Source organism: Arthrobacter crusticola, assembly GCF_004357995.1.
Lineage (GTDB): Bacteria > Actinomycetota > Actinomycetes > Actinomycetales > Micrococcaceae > Arthrobacter_D > Arthrobacter_D crusticola.
Genome location: NZ_SMTK01000003.1, coordinates 13,409 through 31,946, shown reverse-complemented (window position 1 = coordinate 31,946; position 18,538 = coordinate 13,409). Strand labels below are relative to the sequence as shown.

Sequence of the window (18,538 nt, the reverse complement as noted above, 5' to 3'; positions counted from 1 at the left end):
GACTCCTTATCCGTCGCCGGCGGGTGGCCGATAAAACCTGCGACTGGCATCAGAGCCGGCATCGACCGGTGGAGGAGAGGGCTGATCATCACTGCGGGCGCTGGTTCTCGAACCAGCACCCGCAGTGTCGTTCGCAGCAACCGACGGCGCGGTGATCAGGCCATATCTCCCGTGACGAGTCGGGCTGCCATCGGCAGGCCATGTGCTCCTGACCGTGCGTAGGCGTCGAGCTCGGCGACATCCTGACCGAGCGTCGTCATGGCTTCGGTGAAGATGTCCATGTCGATGACCTGCAGCGTCCTCAGGTGCTCGGCGTTATCGGTGGTGACGGCCCCGGCGAGCGCTTCCAGGGCGAAGCTCCGCGCGGTCCCGGCGAGCAGCAGGCTCATCAGCGCACCGAGGTCCAGGTTGAGGCTGCGGGCCAGGACCAGGATGTCCTGTACGTTGCGCTGGTTCATCATGAGCAAAGCATTGTTGATGAGCTTCCCGGTCTGGCCGGTGCCGGTGGGCCCCATGTGGGCAATGGTCGCCGAGAACGACTCGAGCACGGGCCGGACCTTGTCCAGTGCCTGCTCCGGTCCTCCCACAATCGTGGTGAGGCGCTTGGCTTCGGCTCCTGGCCGGCCGCCGCTGACGGGGGCATCAAGGACGACGACCCCGGCGCGTGCGGCACGGTGGGACAGGGAGGAAGCGTAGCCCGGCAGACCTGTTCCGTGGTTGATGAGGATCGTCCCGGGTTTCAGGCTGGCCAGGAGCCCACCCGTGGTAAGGACGTCCTCGATGTCGGAGTCCTCGCGCAGGCACAGTCCCACGATGTCGCTGACTGCCCCGACGTCCGCGAGGGTTGCGTGTCGGATGTACGGCAGCCCCTCAAGGGCGGCTAGGGAGGTCTCCCGGCGCACCCAGATGTTCAGCTCGAAACCCGCTTCAATAATTGCGCGGGCCATTGGTGCGCCCTGGTCGCCGAGCCCTATCCATCCGACGCGGAGGGCGACGGCATTCGAGGTTGGGTTGGCAGTGACGGTCGTCATGATGGTGTCCTTCGTCGTCGGGGGATCAGGCAGAGTGCCGGGCGAGGAGCTCCAGGGAGAGGTCCCAGAGCCGGTCGGCGTTCGCGGCGTCGAGGGCGTAGGCCGCGACACCGGTGTAGTCGGGGCCGCGGTGGTGAACGACGGGCGCTTCGTTGACGTCCTCAAAGTAACGTCCGCCGATGCCCTCAAGGTCCGGTGAGGTCGCCACGTACAGGGTGCTGGCGGCTCCCTGCTGAGGTGTCTTCTGGCGCTCGACCGGTGTACGCAGGCCGCCCGTGTGGCGCTGCAGGTTGGTGGCGATGGCGCCCGGCATGACGGCGTTGGAGGTGATGCCGTCCTTCGCCCATTGACGGGTCACCGCCACGGCGAACAGGGCGGAGGCGGTCTTTGACTGGCCGTACGCGAGGAACGAGTCATAGGGGATGAAGTTGAAGTGCGGGTCGTCGAAGAGGACCGGGGCGAACAGGTGGCCGCTGGAGCTCAGCGATACGATGCGGGCGTTGCCCGCTGCGGCCAGTGCCGGGTGGAGTGCCTGGGCGAGGGCAAAGTGGCCGAGGTGGTTGGTGGCGAACTGCATCTCCCACCCCTCGGCGGTGCGCTCCAGTTCGGGCAGTGCCATGATGCCCGCGTTGTTGACGAGCACATGCAGGGGCCCGGTCCACCCGTCAGCGAATTCAGTGATCGAGGTGAGGTCGGCGAGGTCGAGACGGCCTAGGAAGATGTTCGGGTTGCCCGTCGAGGCACGCAGTTCCTCGGCGACCGGGGCAGCCGCCTCCAGGTTCCGGACGGCGAGGGTCACCTCGGCACCGATCTTGGCGAACGCGCGGGCTGTTTCAATGCCGATGCCGGAGGCGCCGCCGGTGATGACGACACGCCTGCCGGTGAAGTCGATGCCTTCGGTGACATCCGAGGTGGTCGAGGAGAAACCGAACGGGGTGGTGATGCGGGTCATGATGGAGGACTTCTTTCGTCGAGAGAGGTGGTTCATCGTGCGGAGGGTCCGCTGTCCTGCCGGTCCCAGCCGGAATGCGCTGGTGGGCGGCGTGACGGGCTCCGGATATGAGTGTGCTCTTACGCGAAAGCGGTAGGTAGAACCCTGTCTTTCATAGGAATGGCAGGGCCACCTTCGGCGCTGACCCTCCTCAGGACAGCAGGTCGACTCCTACCGGCCCGAGTTTGCTGCTACAGGGCGGCGAGCCGTTCCAGGGCTGCGGCGGAGGGGCTGCCGGGCGCGGCGTGGTGGACGACGAGCAGGTGACCGTCGGTTCCGGTGACGGCGAGCTTTTCGTGGAACAGTTCAAGGTCGCCGACGACCGGGTGGTGGAGAATGCGGTGCCCGGCGACTTTCGGGCGCACGTCGTGCCGGTTCCAAAGCTGCAGGAAATACGCGCTCCGTTCGGAGAGATCAGTGACCAGGCGCACGAGGCGGGGATCGTTCGTCCGTTCTCCGACCGATGCGCGCAGCCCTGCCACAGCTTCACCCATCACCTGGTCGTAGTCCTCATAGAGGTCACGTTCGGCGGAATCGAGGAACGCCTCCCGCAGGACGTTTTTGCCGGGTGCGTTACGGGGTGAGAGCGCGATCGCGAACGGATTGGCGGCCAGCACGGTCATGAACCGGTCCTGCACGAAGGCCGGCACGTTGATCGTCCCGAGAAGATGCGTGAGCCCCGGCGCAACGGTGCCCGAAGCCGCCATGTCTTCTGTGGTCAGGATGGAGCCGGAGGGTGGCTGGGCCAACCGGTGAAGGTGCAGGGTGGAGGGTGGGTCGAGCATCAGCGCCCGCGCCAGTGCATCGAGGATCTGAGGGGACGGATGGTGGTCCTTGCCCTGCTCGAGGCGCACGTAATAGTCAACGCTGATCCCTGCCAGCTGCGCTACTTCTTCACGCCGCAGCCCGGTGACACGACGTCGGCCATAGGTGTGGAGATCGACGTCCTGGGGACGTACGAGCTTCCTCCTCGCCTTGAGGTAGTCGCTGAAGGCCGGGTTCTTCTGCACGAACCCAATCTAGACCTGCGTTGGGGCCCATCGCTGCGCTTCGGGCGGGTCGGGCAGGCGTGACCCTGGGCGCCGCGTACCGCCGATTGGCTCTTGTCCACTCTGCGCCAAAGGCCGACACTTGGCTACGGGGGCCGTCCAGCCCTGCCGGCCGACGGCGGCGGGAGTGAATAAGGCGGGTCCAGCGATTCATTATCAGGGAGGTAGCGGTGTCGAATTTTGGGAAGAAGCGGCAGATCACCGACCGGGAACCGGTGCCGGCAGCCGATATTGCCGAGGCGCTCACGGCCGGGAGCTTCCTCTACGATGACGGAGCCACTCAGACGTTCGATGAAACCGGCACGACAGTCTACGTCGAGCACGGCCGCCCGACCCAGGGCGAGTGGTACGTCGATGACAAGGGACGATTCTGCTCCTTTTGGCCGCCGAGCTACCGCGCCTGCTACGAGCTCCGGTACCTGGTCGAGGACGGGGAGGTCATCGGCCTCGAATTCACCGAGCTCAACCGTGGATCGACGTTCACCGGACGCTACTCGCAGCCGGGCTTGTCCTGACCACCGGCTGTCGTCACGCAGCTCCCTGGTCCGCCGGTAGGCGGCCCGCTCCCGCCGGGCTGGCGGCTCTTTTGCAATGGCTGGCCGAGGTCTAGGCTTGAGTTGCGCCTTGAGAGGCGTTTCAGGAATGGCTTTGCTGGGAAGTCCGGACCGACCACGTAAAACTGCATCAGATGCACCAGACATGAACGGATCCCGGTCACGGACGCCGGGTCCACTCAAATTTAGGTGCATCCGCTTCGGGCAAAAGCGGACGGACCCGCCGGACATCCAGCCGCAGCGTTGATCACGCGACCCTCCCCATCACCACCCCGGCGTAGGCGGAAGTAGAAAACCATCATGAAAAAGTCTCTCAGCTGGCGGCTGTTGGTCCTTGTTGCCGGGATGCTGCTTGGCCTGCTTGCGGGCCTGGGGCTGTCGGCTCCCGCAGTTGCTGCCCCCGTTCAGACTGTGGCCGCTACGGATTATTCCAAAGACAAGGACAAGGACAACGAGCTCACGTTGAAGGTCGACCGCGACGGCAAATTGAAGGTCATCGGCAAGGGTTACGAGGCCAACAGAGTCAAGGTGATAATCGTTCAGACGAATCACAAGGACAGGGAAAAGGAAATCTACAACGAAAGGGTGTGGACCGACAAAGGCCGTTTCGAGGTCGAGAGCAAGAAGGCCAAGTGCGGCAATGAATACCGGGCTTACAGCTACAGCAAGAAAGACGGCTTGGACAGGAGCAAAATCCTTCGGATCGACTGCCGCAAGGGCGGCGGCCATTAGAAGTAGTTCACACCACGGTCAGGCCTCCTGAATGGCCTGCCGGGCATTCCTTCGCCTACAGAGCGGACAGGATGCATCACCTCACCACCGTGGTCCCGGTGGAGGGTCCTCAAACCTCCCGCCGGGACCACGCCATTTCCAGGGCGGGCCCCGCCGGAGTGTCAGAAGTCCGTAACCCGGGCGGCCTCGACCGTGACGTGGCCGCCCCGCCTTGCTAGCCTGTGGCGCATGCCCATCAAACTCGAGAATGTCGGCATCGCGGTCCGCGACCTCGAAGAAGCTATCACCTTCTTCACCGACCTCGGGCTCACCGTCCTCGGCCGCGACACGGTCAGCGGAGAATGGGCCGACACCGCCGTCGGCCTCGACGGCAACCACGCCAGGATCGCCATGCTGCAGACGCCGGACGGCAACGGCCGCCTCGAACTCTTCGAATACCTCCACCCCGAGGCCATCGAGACGGAGCCCACCCTGCCCAACGAGATCGGCATGCACCGCGTCGCCTTCTCGGTCGACGACATCGACGCGGCCCTCGGGATCGCCGCCAGGCACGGATTCCATCCGCTGCGCGGCGTGGCCACCTACGGGGATATCTACAAGCTCGCCTACGTCCGCGGCCCCAGCGGCATCCTGGTGATGCTCGCCCAGGAACTGCACAAGAGCTGATCTGTCGCTACCTCGGCGTTGATGAAAGGGATTGAGTGGCGCGTGCCGCTCCTGCCGCAGCCGAGTTGCCCAGATCGCCTCCGGGCAGTTTCTGCTGGGCGGTCAGGGCTGCTGTCCAGGCGTCCGTGGTGTCGACTGCGGCCCAATTGGAGTTCAGCAGTGCGAGCAGGGTCATGTGCACGGTCCTGGCGTCAGCGAAACCGGCGTCGTTGGCGATGTTGATCGCACCTGTGGCATCGGAGAGGACCTCGGTGCTGAAACCGAGGGCTTCGGCTTCGACGGCCGAGCCGAGGATGCAGTTGTTGGTCATGTAGCCCACGAGGGTGACGGTGTCGACCCCGTTCTCCTGCAGCCATGCGGTGAGGTCGGTGCCGGCGTACACGGAGCCGTACTGCTTCTCGACGCTCTTCCACGCGTCGGTGCGCCGGCTCTGCACCTCGGGGTGCAGCTCGAACTCCGGGGTCCCCGGGGCGAAGACGGGAGCTCCCTCGCCGGCGGTGTGCTGCACGACGGCGATGGGGATGCCTGCCGCGGTGGCCGCATCAATAGCTGCGGTGATGCGCGGCAGGGACTGCTCGTGCGGCGGGTACTGGACCTCGAGCAGACCGCTGAAGTACTGCTGCTGGACATCGACGAGGACGAGGGCGCGGCGGGGTGTGCTCATGGTGAGGGATTCTCCTGGGTGCGGGAGGGCGGTGATCGCCGGTCGGCAGTGATTCCATCCTGCACCGTGCGGCGGCGGGACAACAGTGGCACGCATGCCTATGTACGACGGAATCAGGCCACGGGAAATTTCATGCGGATTGCGGTGTACGCCTTCGACGGGGTGACGATGTTCCACCTCGCCGTGCCACAGATGGTCTTCGATGAGGTCACGCGGCAGGGACTGGCGGAGTGGACGACCACCCTGTTTTCGGACCTCCCTGGCGCGGTCCGGACAGCCGAGGGCTATCAGCTCGCCGGAATTGACGGCCCCGACGCCGCGGTGGGCGCGGATGTTGTGGTGGTGCCATCATGGTTCGACGACGGGCGCGTCCCGAGCGACACCCTGCGGACCGTACTGCAGGATGCGCACCAGCAGGACGTCGCAATCCTGGGCCTGTGCCTTGGTGCGATTGCCGTGGCGGACGCAGGCCTGCTCGCCGGCCGTCAGGCCGTCACGCACTGGCAGGCCTTCACCGCCCTGACCGAGCGGCACCCTGACGTCCTCCTCGACCGCTCCGTGCTGTATATCGACCACGGGGACGTTCTGACTTCGGCGGGAACCGCATCGGGCCTGGACGCATGCCTTCACCTGGTGCGGACCCGTCTGGGGGCCGACGCCGCAAACAAGGTAGCGCGCAGCCTCGTCGTCGCACCGCACCGCGAGGGCGGACAGGCACAGTACATCGAGCATCCAATACCCCAGCGATCCACCGCCGACCCGGTTGCGCGTTTGCTCGAGTGGGCGCTGGGCAATCTCCGCGAGCCGCTCACCATCGATCAGCTTTCACAGCGGGCGCACATGAGCCGGCGCACTTTTGTCCGCGCCTTCCGGGCAGCGACCGGCACAACACCGTCGGCCTGGGTGCGGTCCCGCCGGCTCGATACTGCCCGCCGCCTATTGGAAACCACCGACCTGTCGATCGATCAGATCGCCGCGGACTGCGGGTTCGGCAACGCGGTCACACTCCGCCAGAACTTCGCGGCCGCGTTCTCGACCACCCCGACGGACTATCGACGCCGCTTCGACACCCGCCCCTCCACACCAACCCTGCCCTGACGCCGGGCGGAGACAACCATGGCCCCTCCCTGCTGGGGTGCGCCGGAACGGGCAACAGGTGAAGCTGCAAGTGGTCCTTCCGGATTAGCCCTCGTGGGGGATCCACCCGGAGTGCGGCTCTCGCTACACTACGCAGGGACGATCCGGAGGGTGCTGCTGTCGACATGCCGAACATTGTGAACCGATTCCTGCCTGCAACGGGTTCCGAGGAGAGTCGGTGGGAGCGGCCCGGTCCCACCCCCGACCAGCAGCGCAGGGATGTCATCGGCGTCCTCATTGTCATCCTTGTGAGCGCCGTCGCACTCGAGCTAAGCCGCGGCGCGGGAGCGATGGCCGAGGAACGCAGTCCGATCTGGCTGCAGCACGCGGTCCTTGCCGTGATGATCCTTCCGCTCATGCTGCGGCGTCGGTTTCCGGTCGCCGTGATGCTCGCAATGTCGGCCCTCTTCATCGCCCTGGGGCTGTGGATTCCCGCTCTTTCGCTTCAGCTCTCATTCCAGGTGGCGTACTTCGCCTCGCTCTACTCGGCGGTGGCCTGGGCGAAGGACCGCCGGGTGCTGTGGCTTGGGACCACCGTGGTGGTGGTGGCGATGGCGCTGTGGCTGATTCTCGCACTGACCGTGTCATCGACGTTCGACGGGCTGATCGAGAGCATTCAGGAGGGCGACGAAACGTCGAGGGGCATCCTTGATCCACTCACCTCAATAGCGCTCTACAACTCGATCGTGAATATCGCATACTTCGGAGGTGCCATCCTCGTCGGTCTGTCCTCCTGGCGGAACGCCCTGCAGCGGGCGCAGCTGGCGGAACAGGCCGAAAGGATCACCCGCCAGTCCGCGGAGCTGGCCCGGCGGGCGGTCATCGAGGAACGCCTGCGGATTGCGCGGGAACTGCATGACGTGGTCGCGCACCATGTGTCGGTCATCGGGGTCCAGGCCGGAGCTGCCCGCCGCGTCCTGGAGCGGAAGCCCGAGGTTGCCGCCGAAGCCCTCCGCACGATCGAGCAGGTCAGCCGCGAGGCGGTGACGGATATGCGGGGCCTGTTGGGAGTGCTCCGCTCGGGAGCCCTCGACGAAGACCCCAAAGAGAATGAAGGACGCCATCCCGAGCCGGGCCTTGCCGACCTTGATGCACTGGCCCAGAGCCAGCGTGCCTTCGGCCTGGAGGTTGATTTCGCCCGGGTCGAGGATGTTCCGGGGGCCCTTGAGGAGGTGTCGGCGCCGCTCGCCCTGTCGGTGTACCGAACCGCCCAGGAGTCCCTGACCAACATCCGGCGCCACTCGACCGCGTCGGCCGCCGTGCTCACCCTGCGCGCCGGACGATCGGGCGGGCAGCGCTGGGTCGAACTTGAGACGGTGGACAACGGCAGGCCGCGCCAGCGCGCGGAGTCCGGCTCCGGGTATGGGCTGCAGGGAGTCCGCGAACGCGTGGCACTGCACCGCGGCACTGCGGAAATAGGACCCCGGTCCAACGGCGGGTGGCGGGTCCGTGCCCGTTTCCTGCTTCACTGAATCTGCAGAGCGCAGCCGCCCCGCCGACGACCTCCACCCCATCGGGAAAGACCGAAATGGACACAATTCGAGTACTGCTTGCCGACGACCAACGCCTGGTCCGCGCAGGTTTCGCCACCATGCTCTCCGTTGAGGACGATATTGAGGTGGTGGGCCAGGTGACCAACGGGCAGGAGGCGGTGGACTTCGCGGCCTCCCAGGACGTTGACGTCGTCCTCATGGATGTGCAGATGCCGGTGATGGACGGCATCCGGGCAACCGAACTGGTCACGGCGGAGGGGCGGGGGAAGGTCATCATCCTCACCACCTTCGAACGCGACGATTACCTATTCGATGCCATCCGGGGTGGCGCGAGCGGCTTCCTCCTGAAGAACGCCGACCCCGAGGATCTCGTGGCAGCGGTGAGGGCGGTTGCGGGCGGATACGCACTGCTCGCACCCGAGGTCACGGTGCGGGTGATTCAACAGTTCGCCAGCCAGCTCGGCGGCCGGAACTCTCCACCGGCGCAACGGCAGCCCAGTCCGGAACAGCAGCAGAAACAGGCCTTGCTCGCTCCCCTGACCCAGCGCGAGAAGGAAGTCCTGACGTGCATGGCGGCGGGCCTGAGCAACGCGGAACTGGCCACGAAGCTGTCCCTTGCCGAGGCGACAGTGAAATCCCACGTCTCTTCCCTGCTGGCAAAGATCCAGGTGCGCGACCGCGTCCAGGCAGTGGTCTTCGCCTACGAGAGCGGGTTCATCCGTCCGGGTGAATGAAAGTTCCACCTTTCGGCTCATCCCTCCCGGGGCCGGTCTCTATAGATTGAGTGAAGGACGCGATCCCACGGCCCAACGGAGGAATCCCATGCTGCAGGTGCAGAACCTGACCCGACGCTTCGGCGAGCACACCGCCGTCGACGACGTCACCTTCTCAGTCCCGTCAGGGAAAATGACCGGGTTCGTCGGCGCGAACGGCGCAGGAAAGACAACGACCATGCGCATGATCATGGGGGTGCTGACGGCGCACGCCGGGGCGGTGCTGCTCGACGGCCGCCCCGTCACCGCCGACGACCGGGCGAGGTTCGGGTACATGCCCGAGGAGCGCGGCCTCTACCCCAAGCAGCCCATCATCGATCAGCTCATCTACCTCGGACAACTGCACCGGATGAGCCAGGGGGATGCACGATCCCGCGCCCAGGAACTGCTCGAACGTTTCCAGCTCGGTGACCGCCGGAAGGACAAGCTGGAGTCGCTGTCACTGGGCAACCAGCAGCGGGTCCAGATCGCGGCCTCACTCCTGCACCGGCCGTCGGTGCTGATCCTGGATGAACCATTCTCCGGACTCGATCCCGTCGCCGTTGACTCAATGGTGGAGCTTCTCCGTGAGCACACCGCCCAGGGGGTGCCGGTCCTGTTCTCCAGCCACCAGCTCGACCTCGTGGACCGCCTGTGCGACAACCTCGTGATCCTGCAGCGGGGCCGGCTGGTGACATCCGGCAGCGGTGATGAGCTCCGTGCCGCCGCCCCACGCCGCCACCGGCTCACGGTGTCACCCGACGCCGGGTGGGTGCGGGAGGAGGCAGGGGTGAGGGTCATCGACGTCGCGGGCCAGGACGCCGTGGTGGAACTGGACAACGACGACGACGCGCAGCGGCTCCTTACTGCAGCCATGGCACGCGGCCGCGTGCACGAATTTAGCCGGATCCGGCCAAGTCTCAGCGAAATCTACCGGGGGGTATCCCAGTGAGCACTCTAACGAAACTCCAGCACACCGGGCACCAGCCCGAAGGTGCTCCGCCCTCCGTCCCGCGCAACACCCAGCCGGCCTGGCTGATCGTCACGCTGCGCGAGGTAATGGTGAAGACGAAGGACCGAGGTTTCGCGATCTCTACCCTGGTGACCCTGGTCCTGATCGTCGCGGGCGTGGTGTTCAACGCCTACATGGACAACCGCGGCGACGACTTCGCCGTCGCCGTCACCTCGGACGCAGGCCGCTCCGTGGTGGCGCTCGCGGACGAGGAAGGCAGGGCCGACGACGGCAACGCCACCTTCGAGGCGGTGGTTGCCGGGTCTGACGACGCCGCCCTGGACCAGGTGCGCAGCGGGGACGTCGACGCGGCGCTCCTGCAGAACGAGGATGGTCTGTGGACGCTGACCGGCAAGGAGGAGGTCTCCCCCGGACTCAGCGGCGGGCTGGGTGCCGCGCTGGAGAGCTTCGTCCTGAGCACCAACGCCGCTGCCACTGGAATCTCCCCCCAGGAACTGCTCGCCGGGTCGGAGCTCGAACAATCGCTGCTTGAGGGCAGCACCGAGAACCAGGCCGTCGCCTCCGTCGCGGGGTTCGCTTTCGGCTTCCTGTTCTACATGGCGGCAATTATCTTCGGCCTGCAGATCGCGAACTCGGTCGTTGAGGAGAAGCAGAATCGGGTGGTCGAAATCCTCGCCACCGCCATTCCCATCCGGCAGCTGCTGTACGGGAAGGTCCTGGGCAACACCATCCTCGCCATGGTGCAGCTGGCGCTGTACGGCGGAGCGGCGCTGCTCGCGCTCAACCTTACGGGCACGTCCGACCTCGTGGGCGGCATCATCCCGGCCTCCGGCTGGTTCCTCGTGTTCTTCCTCTTCGGATTCCTGATCCTCGCGGCGATGTGGGCGGTGCTCGGATCGCTGGCCAGCCGGCCGGAGGACCTGAACAACAGCTCGGCGCCGGTGCTGGCGCTGATCCTCGCGGCGCTGGGCGCCGGCCTGTTCGCCACCGGACAGTTGCTGGTCGTTGCCTCCTATGTGCCCGTTGTGTCGTCCGTCGCAATGCCCATCCGCATGCTCAACACCGAGGTGGCCCTGTGGGAGCCGATCCTCTCACTGGTGATCGCGCTGGCGGCCGCGGCCGCACTGATTCACCTCGGTGAGAAGATCTACCGCCGTGCGGTGATGCAGCCCGGCGCCCTGTCCCTGCGGAAGGCGATGAAGCTGGAGCAGTAGGGGCACGCCCCTCGGGGCGGAAGCCATAACAATCGGCCCTCGGATTCCGTCTGGCTCGGCGGAGCATTTCGCCGCTCGCGGAGGTGGTGTGCCCCCGCTTCAGGATGCGGCTGCTAGGCCGGGCCCTCCGTTGTGCTGACCCATCGTGTCTCTGCTGATTCGACGAGGCTGAGCGTGGGCAGCTTAGCCACCCGTCCGTCGCCGGATGATCGCCCTCGGATACGGCGGTTGACCCAAGGCAGCACGTAGAACCACCACCACTGTGCTTCTGTGCGGAACGTTCGCGGAGACCGTGTTCCCTCCAGTGCCGCGTTCCAGTCAGAAGCACCCGCAAGACCCAACGCATCAGCCGCCCCCAGAGCGAGACGTTCGTGTCCCAGCTGGGAAAGATGGAGGCGGTCGACAGCCCAGGCCCTGGGGTCCTCGAAGACTGTCCCCTCGGTGCCGGCGAGCGAAACGGCACCCCATTGGTCGGACAACTGCCGGTAGATGGCGTTCAGGCGTCGTCGCCGGATGTCGATGAGGCTTCCTGCCGGCGACACTCCCTTCAGATCAGGGATCGGAACGAACATGACGTCGGCGCCTGATTCCCTGAACGCCGTGACCAATCCGGCGAGGCTGGCTTGCAGGGCATCGAAGTCGACACGCGGACGCAGGATGTCATTCATACCGGCCGTGATGGTGACGAGATCCGGAGCGAGACCGAGTGCCTGGTCCAGCTGATGTTCGCGGACCTGGTCGGTCCTGTATCCGCGGACGGCAAGGTTCGCATACTCGACGGGGCCGTGCTGAACGGTAAGCAGACCCGCGAGGCGGTCCGTCCATCCGCGGGGCGTTCCGCCCGGCCAGGGAAGGTCCCCAACCCCTTCGGACAAACTATCCCCGATCGCGATGTACCGATAACTCATGGTGGTTCCCTTGGTCGGAGGTTCCGGACGCCAGGCGGCCTTGTATCGGATCCCGGCGAGGAACCGGCCCGATCTGTCTCGAGGTGTGGAGTAAAGACTCTTCCGGACAGGCGCAGCACGCCCTTCCAGACTATGCCCTGATCAGACCGAGTTGCAGCCGGTCAAGGGACTTTGTCAGCTTCCGATCTGCTGCATGAGCAGGATGACGCCCAGCACAATCAAGGCCCTGACCGACCCATTTGTGGTGCTCGCCATCGCGCTCTCCCAGCAGTGGCCACCCGTTATCGACCCGCTCGTCGCCGGCGGTGGGGCATTCCTCGGCGCTCGTAGGACCGGTCGCCGGTGGCTTCCCCGCCCGCAAGGCGATGCGCATCGAACCCGCCGCAGCACTGCGGGGCCTGAGGGACACCGCGGCATGGGAACTCTTCCGTCCTAGGAGGCCGGCGGGATCGATGCAACGATGAATGGGTGGCAGCCGCAGATTCCTCCGTATGGGTCACCTCGACCGCTCTGACTCGATTCCGGCTTGCTCCCAATCCCGGACCGATGAGCCTCGAGGGAACCAACTCGTATCTGATAGGTGCTGACGGCAGCGCGGGAGCGGCCGTGGTGGATCCCGGCCCGCTGGACGAGCAGCACCTCGAGGTGCTTGCCGCCGGCCCCGTGGAACTGATCCTGATCACGCACCGCCACGCCGATCACACTGCCGGGGCAGCGCGCCTGCACGAACTGACGGGAGCGCCGGTCCGGGCCGCCGACCCGAAGCATTGCATCGAGGCACAGCCGCTGGGGGACGGCGAGGTCCTCCTGGTTGCCGGAACGGAGATGCGGGTGGTGGCCACGCCCGGCCACACCTCGGATTCGGTCTGTTTCCACCTTCCTTTCGACGGCCCGGCGGGATCGGTCCTCACCGGCGACACCATTCTGGGCCGCGGAACGACGATGCTCGACCATCCCGATGGCCGCCTCGGTGATTACCTTTCCTCACTGAACCGGCTCGGACTGCTCGGACCGGCCACCGTGCTGCCAGCCCACGGCCCGGTCCTGCCGGCACTCGACTCCGTCGTGCGCGCCTACCGCGCGCACCGCCTGGACCGCCTCGCGCAGATCCGCTCCGCCGTAACGCGCCTCGGACCGGAGGCGGGGGTAGGACAGATCGCTGACGCCGTCTACGCCGATGCTGACCCCTCGGTGCGGCGGGCGGCAGAGAGCTCGGTGGCAGCCCAGCTGGAGTACCTCCGTACCTTGCTGTGACGACATCCCGGAACCGGGCGGCGTCGACCTTGGCCTGGCGGAGGTCAGGCACACATCCGAGTCGCGCTCCCTAGGATAGGGAATGCAGTCGCGGACACGAATCGACGTGTCCGTCCAACAGCAAGGAGAACCATGGCTACCGTTCGCACAGCCCACACCATCTGGAGTGGCGATCTCGCCTCAGGCTCGGGACAGGTCACCCTCGATTCCTCCGGCATCGGCACCTACGACGTCACCTGGAAGGCACGCGCCGAGCAGTCCGAGGGCAAGACGAGCCCTGAGGAGCTTATCGCCGCAGCCCACTCGGCATGCTTCTCGATGGCCTTCAGCCACGCCCTGGGCGAGGAAGGTAAGACCCCCGAGCGCGTGGCAACCAAGGCGGAGGTCGACTTCCAGCCCGGCACCGGGATCACGGCGATCCGGCTCACGCTCGACGCCACCGTGCCTGGAATCTCGGAGGAGGATTTCCAGCGCCTTGCCCAGGCCGCCAAGGAGGGCTGCCCGGTCTCGCAGGCCCTTGCCGCCGTCAAGGACATCTCGCTGACAGCCACCCTGCACGGCTGACGGCACAGAGCCGAACAGGAGGACCCCGGGCACCGTTCCGGGGTCCTTCTGCCCTCCATGCCACGGGGTGCCCGGCGGAGTCCCGGGCCACCCGCTGCGCGGCGTGGCCCTCCACCGGCCCGTCACCGGCGCGGCGCGGGCGACGCGCAGCAGGCGTCAGTGGGCCGCCGATCCGACGGGTCCACGTGGGTCTGTCTCCGAGAGAATCTGCGCGAAGGATGCCCGCAGGCGGCTCTCGCCTTCCCGGTTGGCCCCGAGGCGGTCCAGGCCCAGCAGGGCGGCGCCCACAATCGGCGCCGACCCGGTGGTGTGCGCAGCGGCCAGCGGCGCGGTGTCCCGAAGACCACGGCGGATCCCGGCGTGAAGGAGGTCGTTCCCGCTGGTGAGCACCCCTCCTCCGAGGACCACGGTGGTGGGCTTTTCCAGCAGCTCCAGCCGCCGCAGCGAGGCAAGGACGAGGACGACCACTTCCTCCGCCTGCCGCTCGACAATCCGGACGGCGATGGCGTCCCCTTCCGAGGCCGCCTGCAACACCACCGGCGCCAGCATCCTCAGGTCGCCGGTGTGCAGCCGGCCGTAGTGGAGGCCCTCGATCACGTCCTCGAGCGAGTCGGCCTGAAACCGTTCGGCGATGAGGTGAACCAAGGCAGTGGGCTCGCCCCTGCCGTCGACCGCCCGCGCCGCCCACCACAGGGCTTCGTCGCCCAGCTGCATCCCACCGCCCCAGTCGCCGGAGATCCGTCCAAGTGAGGGAAAGCGCGCCTGCCGTCCGTCCCGCGACACCCCGACACAGTTGATTCCCGCCCCGCAGACCACGGCCACCGCATCACGGTCATCGGTTCCGGCCCGCAGCAGTGCGAACGTGTCATTGTCCACGACCGTCTCGCGTGCCCAGCCCCTGGCCGTCAGGGCCTTCGTCAGCTCCGCCGTTTCACCCGGCAGGTCCGCTCCGGCGAGATAGGCACCGGCGGAATCCGCCACCCCCACGGCTCCCTCGAAACCGGCCTGGGCAGCGGCTCGTGCGACGAGTCCGTCGAGGAGATCGGCGCAGCCGTCGATGCCCAGGAAGTGGGGCGAGGACCCGGGCCCCCGCACGTGCGCGAGGACCTCCCCTGAGGGAGCCACCAGCGCGACATCCGTCTTGCTGTTGCCGCCGTCGATGGCCAGCACCGCCGCGTTCATCATGCCCAGGCCAGGTGCTGCCGGTTCGCGCTGAGCAACCGGTCGGTCAGCTGATCGGCGAGGTTGATCTGCCCCACAAGCGGGTGGGCGAGCAGGGCGCGGAAGACGCGGTCCCGCCCGCCCCGCAGCGCGGCATCCAGTGCCAGTTCCTCGTAGGCCGACACGTGGGAAATCAGTCCGGCATACAGCGGATCCACCGGTTCCACCTTCACCGGGGCCACCGCCCCGGAAGTGACCGTCCCGGGCACCTCGATGACGGCCTCCGCCGGGAGGAACGGGAAGGTTCCTTCATTGCGGACATTGACCACCTGGACATCGCCGCGGTCGCTCATCAGTGAGGCGACCAGGTTGATGGCCGCCTCGGAGTAGAACGCCCCACCGCGTTCGGACAGCAGCGCGGGCTTCTCATCCAGCGTCTCGTCCGCATACATCCGCAGGAGCTGCTCTTCAATGTCCGCCACCCGCTGCCCGCGGGAGGGTTCCCTGCGCTGCTCCTCAACCACGGCATCGTGCTGATAGAAGTAGCGGAGGTAGTAGGACGGGATGGAACCGAGGCGGGTCAGGACGCTCTCGGGGAGGTGAAGATGCCCTGCGATGTCGGCCGCATGGCGATCGAGGAGCCGAGGCAGCTGGTCCACGCCGTCGAGGCGCACCGCCCGCTCCCAGGTCAGGTGGTTCAGGCCGACGTGGTCCAGCTCGACGCGCTCGGGGGCAACCTCGAGCAGCCGCGCGAAGTATCGCTGCAGCCCGATGGCCACGTTGCAGAGCCCGACGGCGCGGTGGCCCGCGTCGAGCAGGGCGCGCGTCACGATGCCCACAGGGTTGGTGAAATCGACGATCCATGCACCCGGTGCCGCAAGCCGGCGCACCCTGTCCGCGACGTCGAGCACCACGGGAACCGTGCGAAGTGCCTTCGCGAGGCCTCCCGCACCCGTGGTCTCCTGTCCAAGACAGCCGCAGTCGAGGGGCCAGGTTTCGTCGCCGATCCGGGCCGCCTGCCCTCCGACGCGCAGCTGGATCAGGACAACGTCGGCACCCGTTACAGCGGCATCGAGGTCGGTGGTTGCGGTCACCCTGGCCGGGTGGCCCCCTCGAGCGAGGATCCGGCGGGCCAACCCGGCCACCAGTTCCAGTCGTTCGGCGGCTGGGTCGGTCAGCACCACTTCGTCGATCGATAGCGATTCCCGAAGCCGCGATATGCCGTCGATCAGTTCGGGCGTATAGGTTGAGCCCCCGCCGACGACCGTCATTCTCATCTTCAACCGCTCCTTATTGAACCAGCTCGTCTTCGGGCCGGGGATGATCGCTCCATCGCATGATCATCGGATGGTAATCCTGCGGAGGCAGCCCGATTCAGGAGTCTAGCCGACGCTCCAGGCAGGCACGGCTCGGCGGTTTCTTCACTCCTGCACAGGGGTGAGCAGAATCAGCCGCCCACCGATCACCCATTCCGACACGGCAATGCTGCCTGAATCGTTGACCGCGATTCCATGAGGACTGCGGAACGTGCCGGCTTCGAGCCGTGGGCGTTCAACGACCTCGCCGTCCAGGGCATTGGGCCAGCCGTCCTCGCTCGATTGGAGCCCGGACCCCAGCACGGCTGCCAGGCGGTCGTGACCGTCAAAGGCGACGATCGCGCCGAACAGCTCGGTCACCCACAGCAGGTTGCCGTGGATGGCGAAGCCCGAGGGGCTCGTCAGACTCCCCGCGCCGAACGTCCGCAGGAACGTCCCGTCCGTACTGAGCACGACGATCCGCTTGTTTCCCCGGTCGGCGATGAGCAGTTCCGGAACGACCGGGCGCGTGTCGAGAAGTATTCCGTGCGGGGAATTAAAGGCCGTCCCGCTGTCGCGCCCGTCCGAGCTCCAGAGCAGGTTTCCTTCCCGGGAAAAACAGTGAACGAAGCTTCGTCCGTACCCGTCGGCGACCCACACCCGCCCGCCCTGTTCCCGGGCTTCGCTCGTCACTCCCGTCGGCCGCCACCCCATCGCCCGGGCGGGAAGCTGGCGGGAATCCAGTCTCTGAAGAACCCGTCCCGATTGGTCCGTGCGGATGACCTGACCGGGGCGGTCGGTCTCGAGGTCATTGCCACGATCGCGGTAACCGTACTTGTGGCCGTTGTCTGCGATCCAGATGGAGTAGGTGGAATCGAACGCGTCCACGCTCATGCCGTGGCATTCGGTGACGTCGAGATCCTCCGAACGCCGGGCGGTTCCCCGGTTCAGGTGGACAAGGGCGCGTCCGTCCGGAGAGGCGACGATGAAGCCCTCGCCGTCGGGGCCGACGACGACTCCGTGGTGCGACCACGCCCGGGTCGGCGTCGGATGGGTTGTGTATTCGGTCCAGCGATACCGCCGACCGCCCAACTCGACGTCGACCGCGGCGGATGGCGCTTCCGCGTTCCACCGGCCGGCCACCGGAGTTGTGGAGTCGATGCCGGTGCCTCCGGCTGATCCGGCTGGCGCCCTCACAGTCCGTCATCCTCGTTCCAGTGCTCCTGCCAGCGCCAGTCGATCGGCTCCGATGCCCGCTGATAACGGATGTCGGTGGACAGCCGCACGCGGTTCTGCAGGTCCACGTTGTCGGTGCTTGCGTGAACGACGTAGGAGGAGTGGACCATGACGTCGCCGGCCTTGTAATTCGCCATCAGCCAGCGGGAGTCATGTTTGTCTGCAAGTCCCGGCAGGTCGGCGGTGATGGAGGCCGCAGGACGCCGGTCCCCCCGGTCACGCTCATCGGCCATCGCCCAGTGATGGCTGCCTTCCAGGTAGGTGAGGCCGCCCTGTTCGGCCGGGCAATCCCCGAGCGGAATCCACATCGAGAGAACCCGCTCGCTCCCCTCGCGCAGGTACACCAGGTCGTAGTGGGCCTGCGTCGCGGTTCCGATGCCCGACTCCCCCGGGCGGATGTGGCGGATGATTTTGCGCTTATGGAGGTGAACCCCGTCGCCCAGGAACCACTCAAACCAGCCCTTGATATCGGGGTGCGTGGTCAGCGCCTCGTACCGCTGGCCGGGCACGATGCCGTTGAAGAGCACGTCACGGATCATCGCTCGATCGAGCTCGCCGGCAGCGCCGACTCCGACGGCAGGGTTCGTTCCGCGCTCAACGAGGCCGGTGTCGGACAGCATGGTGAAGTAGTACTCGCGGAAGCTGTTCACCAGGTCCGGATCGAGCTGCTGCGGCAGGTACAGGTACCCGTCGCGCCGGAGCCTCGTCCACAGCGCATCCTTGTCGTGGCGGATGGAGTCCGGGACCGGTTCGATCCACCCGAGCCGGGCCGGCGAATCATCGAGGGTGTATCCGTTTGAGGTGAACATAAATCCACAATTGACGGAATCTGGATTATTCTCCATAGACTTTTCCGTCTAATTC

General features: G+C 66.5%; 19 protein-coding genes. 10 read left to right on the top strand and 9 right to left on the bottom strand.

Features of this window, described 5'->3' with window-relative positions; all coding sequences use genetic code 11:
* Positions 1-155: 155 nt before the first annotated feature.
* From E2F48_RS07890 to E2F48_RS07880, 3 genes are all read right to left on the bottom strand, one after another.
* The gene (locus E2F48_RS07890) at positions 156-1,031 is read right to left on the bottom strand and encodes an NAD(P)-dependent oxidoreductase (protein ID WP_246018681.1); all 876 of its coding nucleotides are present in this window, start codon (positions 1,029-1,031) and stop codon (positions 156-158) included.
* Between the two features lie 25 nt (positions 1,032-1,056).
* Positions 1,057-1,983, bottom strand: coding sequence for an SDR family NAD(P)-dependent oxidoreductase (locus E2F48_RS07885; RefSeq protein ID WP_133403476.1), 927 nt, complete (start codon positions 1,981-1,983; stop codon positions 1,057-1,059).
* A gap of 230 nt (positions 1,984-2,213) precedes the next feature.
* A complete protein-coding gene (locus E2F48_RS07880) occupies positions 2,214-3,032 on the bottom strand; it encodes a helix-turn-helix transcriptional regulator (RefSeq protein WP_133403475.1) in 819 nt (272 codons plus the stop codon).
* A gap of 209 nt (positions 3,033-3,241) precedes the next feature.
* On the opposite strand from E2F48_RS07880, the gene E2F48_RS07875 reads away from it, so the two are divergent.
* From E2F48_RS07875 to E2F48_RS07865, 3 genes are all read left to right on the top strand, one after another.
* Positions 3,242-3,586: a hypothetical protein gene (locus tag E2F48_RS07875; RefSeq protein WP_133403474.1), complete on the top strand. Its 345-nt coding sequence runs from the start codon at positions 3,242-3,244 to the stop codon at positions 3,584-3,586.
* A 339-nt stretch (positions 3,587-3,925) separates the two neighbouring features.
* Positions 3,926-4,357 carry a hypothetical protein gene (locus E2F48_RS07870; RefSeq protein ID WP_133403473.1) on the top strand — a complete coding sequence of 144 codons (432 nt, stop codon included), beginning with the start codon at positions 3,926-3,928 and terminating at the stop codon, positions 4,355-4,357.
* Positions 4,358-4,585: 228 nt separating this feature from the next.
* Positions 4,586-5,023 (top strand): VOC family protein, encoded by a 438-nt coding sequence (locus E2F48_RS07865; RefSeq protein WP_133403472.1) that lies wholly within the window; start codon positions 4,586-4,588, stop codon positions 5,021-5,023.
* A 7-nt stretch (positions 5,024-5,030) separates the two neighbouring features.
* On the opposite strand, the gene E2F48_RS07860 is transcribed toward E2F48_RS07865, so the two are convergent.
* Entirely contained in the window at positions 5,031-5,687 is a 657-nt protein-coding gene (locus E2F48_RS07860) for an isochorismatase family protein (RefSeq protein ID WP_133403471.1), read from the bottom strand.
* 132 nt (positions 5,688-5,819) lie between these two features.
* Between E2F48_RS07860 and E2F48_RS07855 the strand changes: the two genes are divergently transcribed.
* From E2F48_RS07855 to E2F48_RS07835, 5 genes are all read left to right on the top strand, one after another.
* Positions 5,820-6,785, top strand: coding sequence for a GlxA family transcriptional regulator (locus tag E2F48_RS07855; protein WP_133403470.1), 966 nt, complete (start codon positions 5,820-5,822; stop codon positions 6,783-6,785).
* Positions 6,786-6,949: 164 nt separating this feature from the next.
* Complete coding sequence (locus E2F48_RS07850; protein ID WP_133403469.1) at positions 6,950-8,296, top strand: sensor histidine kinase; 1,347 nt, start codon at positions 6,950-6,952, stop codon at positions 8,294-8,296.
* A 56-nt stretch (positions 8,297-8,352) separates the two neighbouring features.
* Positions 8,353-9,051 (top strand): response regulator, encoded by a 699-nt coding sequence (locus E2F48_RS07845; protein ID WP_133403468.1) that lies wholly within the window; start codon positions 8,353-8,355, stop codon positions 9,049-9,051.
* 88 nt (positions 9,052-9,139) lie between these two features.
* Positions 9,140-10,021 carry an ABC transporter ATP-binding protein gene (locus E2F48_RS07840; protein WP_133403467.1) on the top strand — a complete coding sequence of 294 codons (882 nt, stop codon included), beginning with the start codon at positions 9,140-9,142 and terminating at the stop codon, positions 10,019-10,021.
* On the top strand, positions 10,018-11,256 hold the full coding sequence (locus tag E2F48_RS07835) for an ABC transporter permease (RefSeq protein WP_246018679.1): 1,239 nt from the start codon (positions 10,018-10,020) through the stop codon (positions 11,254-11,256). The genes E2F48_RS07840 and E2F48_RS07835 overlap by 4 nt, the downstream gene beginning before the upstream one ends.
* 113 nt (positions 11,257-11,369) lie before the next feature.
* On the opposite strand, the gene E2F48_RS07830 is transcribed toward E2F48_RS07835, so the two are convergent.
* Positions 11,370-12,164, bottom strand: coding sequence for an SGNH/GDSL hydrolase family protein (locus tag E2F48_RS07830; RefSeq protein ID WP_133403466.1), 795 nt, complete (start codon positions 12,162-12,164; stop codon positions 11,370-11,372).
* A 468-nt stretch (positions 12,165-12,632) separates the two neighbouring features.
* On the opposite strand from E2F48_RS07830, the gene E2F48_RS07825 reads away from it, so the two are divergent.
* Positions 12,633-13,418: an MBL fold metallo-hydrolase gene (locus E2F48_RS07825; protein WP_246018677.1), complete on the top strand. Its 786-nt coding sequence runs from the start codon at positions 12,633-12,635 to the stop codon at positions 13,416-13,418.
* Between the two features lie 132 nt (positions 13,419-13,550).
* Entirely contained in the window at positions 13,551-13,982 is a 432-nt protein-coding gene (locus E2F48_RS07820) for an OsmC family protein (RefSeq protein ID WP_133403465.1), read from the top strand.
* Positions 13,983-14,138: 156 nt separating this feature from the next.
* On the opposite strand, the gene E2F48_RS07815 is transcribed toward E2F48_RS07820, so the two are convergent.
* The 4 genes from E2F48_RS07815 to E2F48_RS07800 form a co-directional block, all read right to left on the bottom strand.
* Entirely contained in the window at positions 14,139-15,167 is a 1,029-nt protein-coding gene (locus E2F48_RS07815; protein WP_221411652.1) for an N-acetylglucosamine kinase, read from the bottom strand.
* Positions 15,164-16,420: a 6-phospho-beta-glucosidase gene (locus E2F48_RS07810; protein ID WP_133403464.1), complete on the bottom strand. Its 1,257-nt coding sequence runs from the start codon at positions 16,418-16,420 to the stop codon at positions 15,164-15,166. Before E2F48_RS07810 ends, E2F48_RS07815 begins: the two co-directional genes overlap by 4 nt.
* 144 nt (positions 16,421-16,564) lie before the next feature.
* Complete coding sequence (locus E2F48_RS07805; protein ID WP_133403463.1) at positions 16,565-17,635, bottom strand: NHL repeat-containing protein; 1,071 nt, start codon at positions 17,633-17,635, stop codon at positions 16,565-16,567.
* Complete coding sequence (locus E2F48_RS07800; protein WP_133403462.1) at positions 17,632-18,483, bottom strand: phytanoyl-CoA dioxygenase family protein; 852 nt, start codon at positions 18,481-18,483, stop codon at positions 17,632-17,634. Before E2F48_RS07800 ends, E2F48_RS07805 begins: the two co-directional genes overlap by 4 nt.
* Positions 18,484-18,538: the final 55 nt, after the last annotated feature.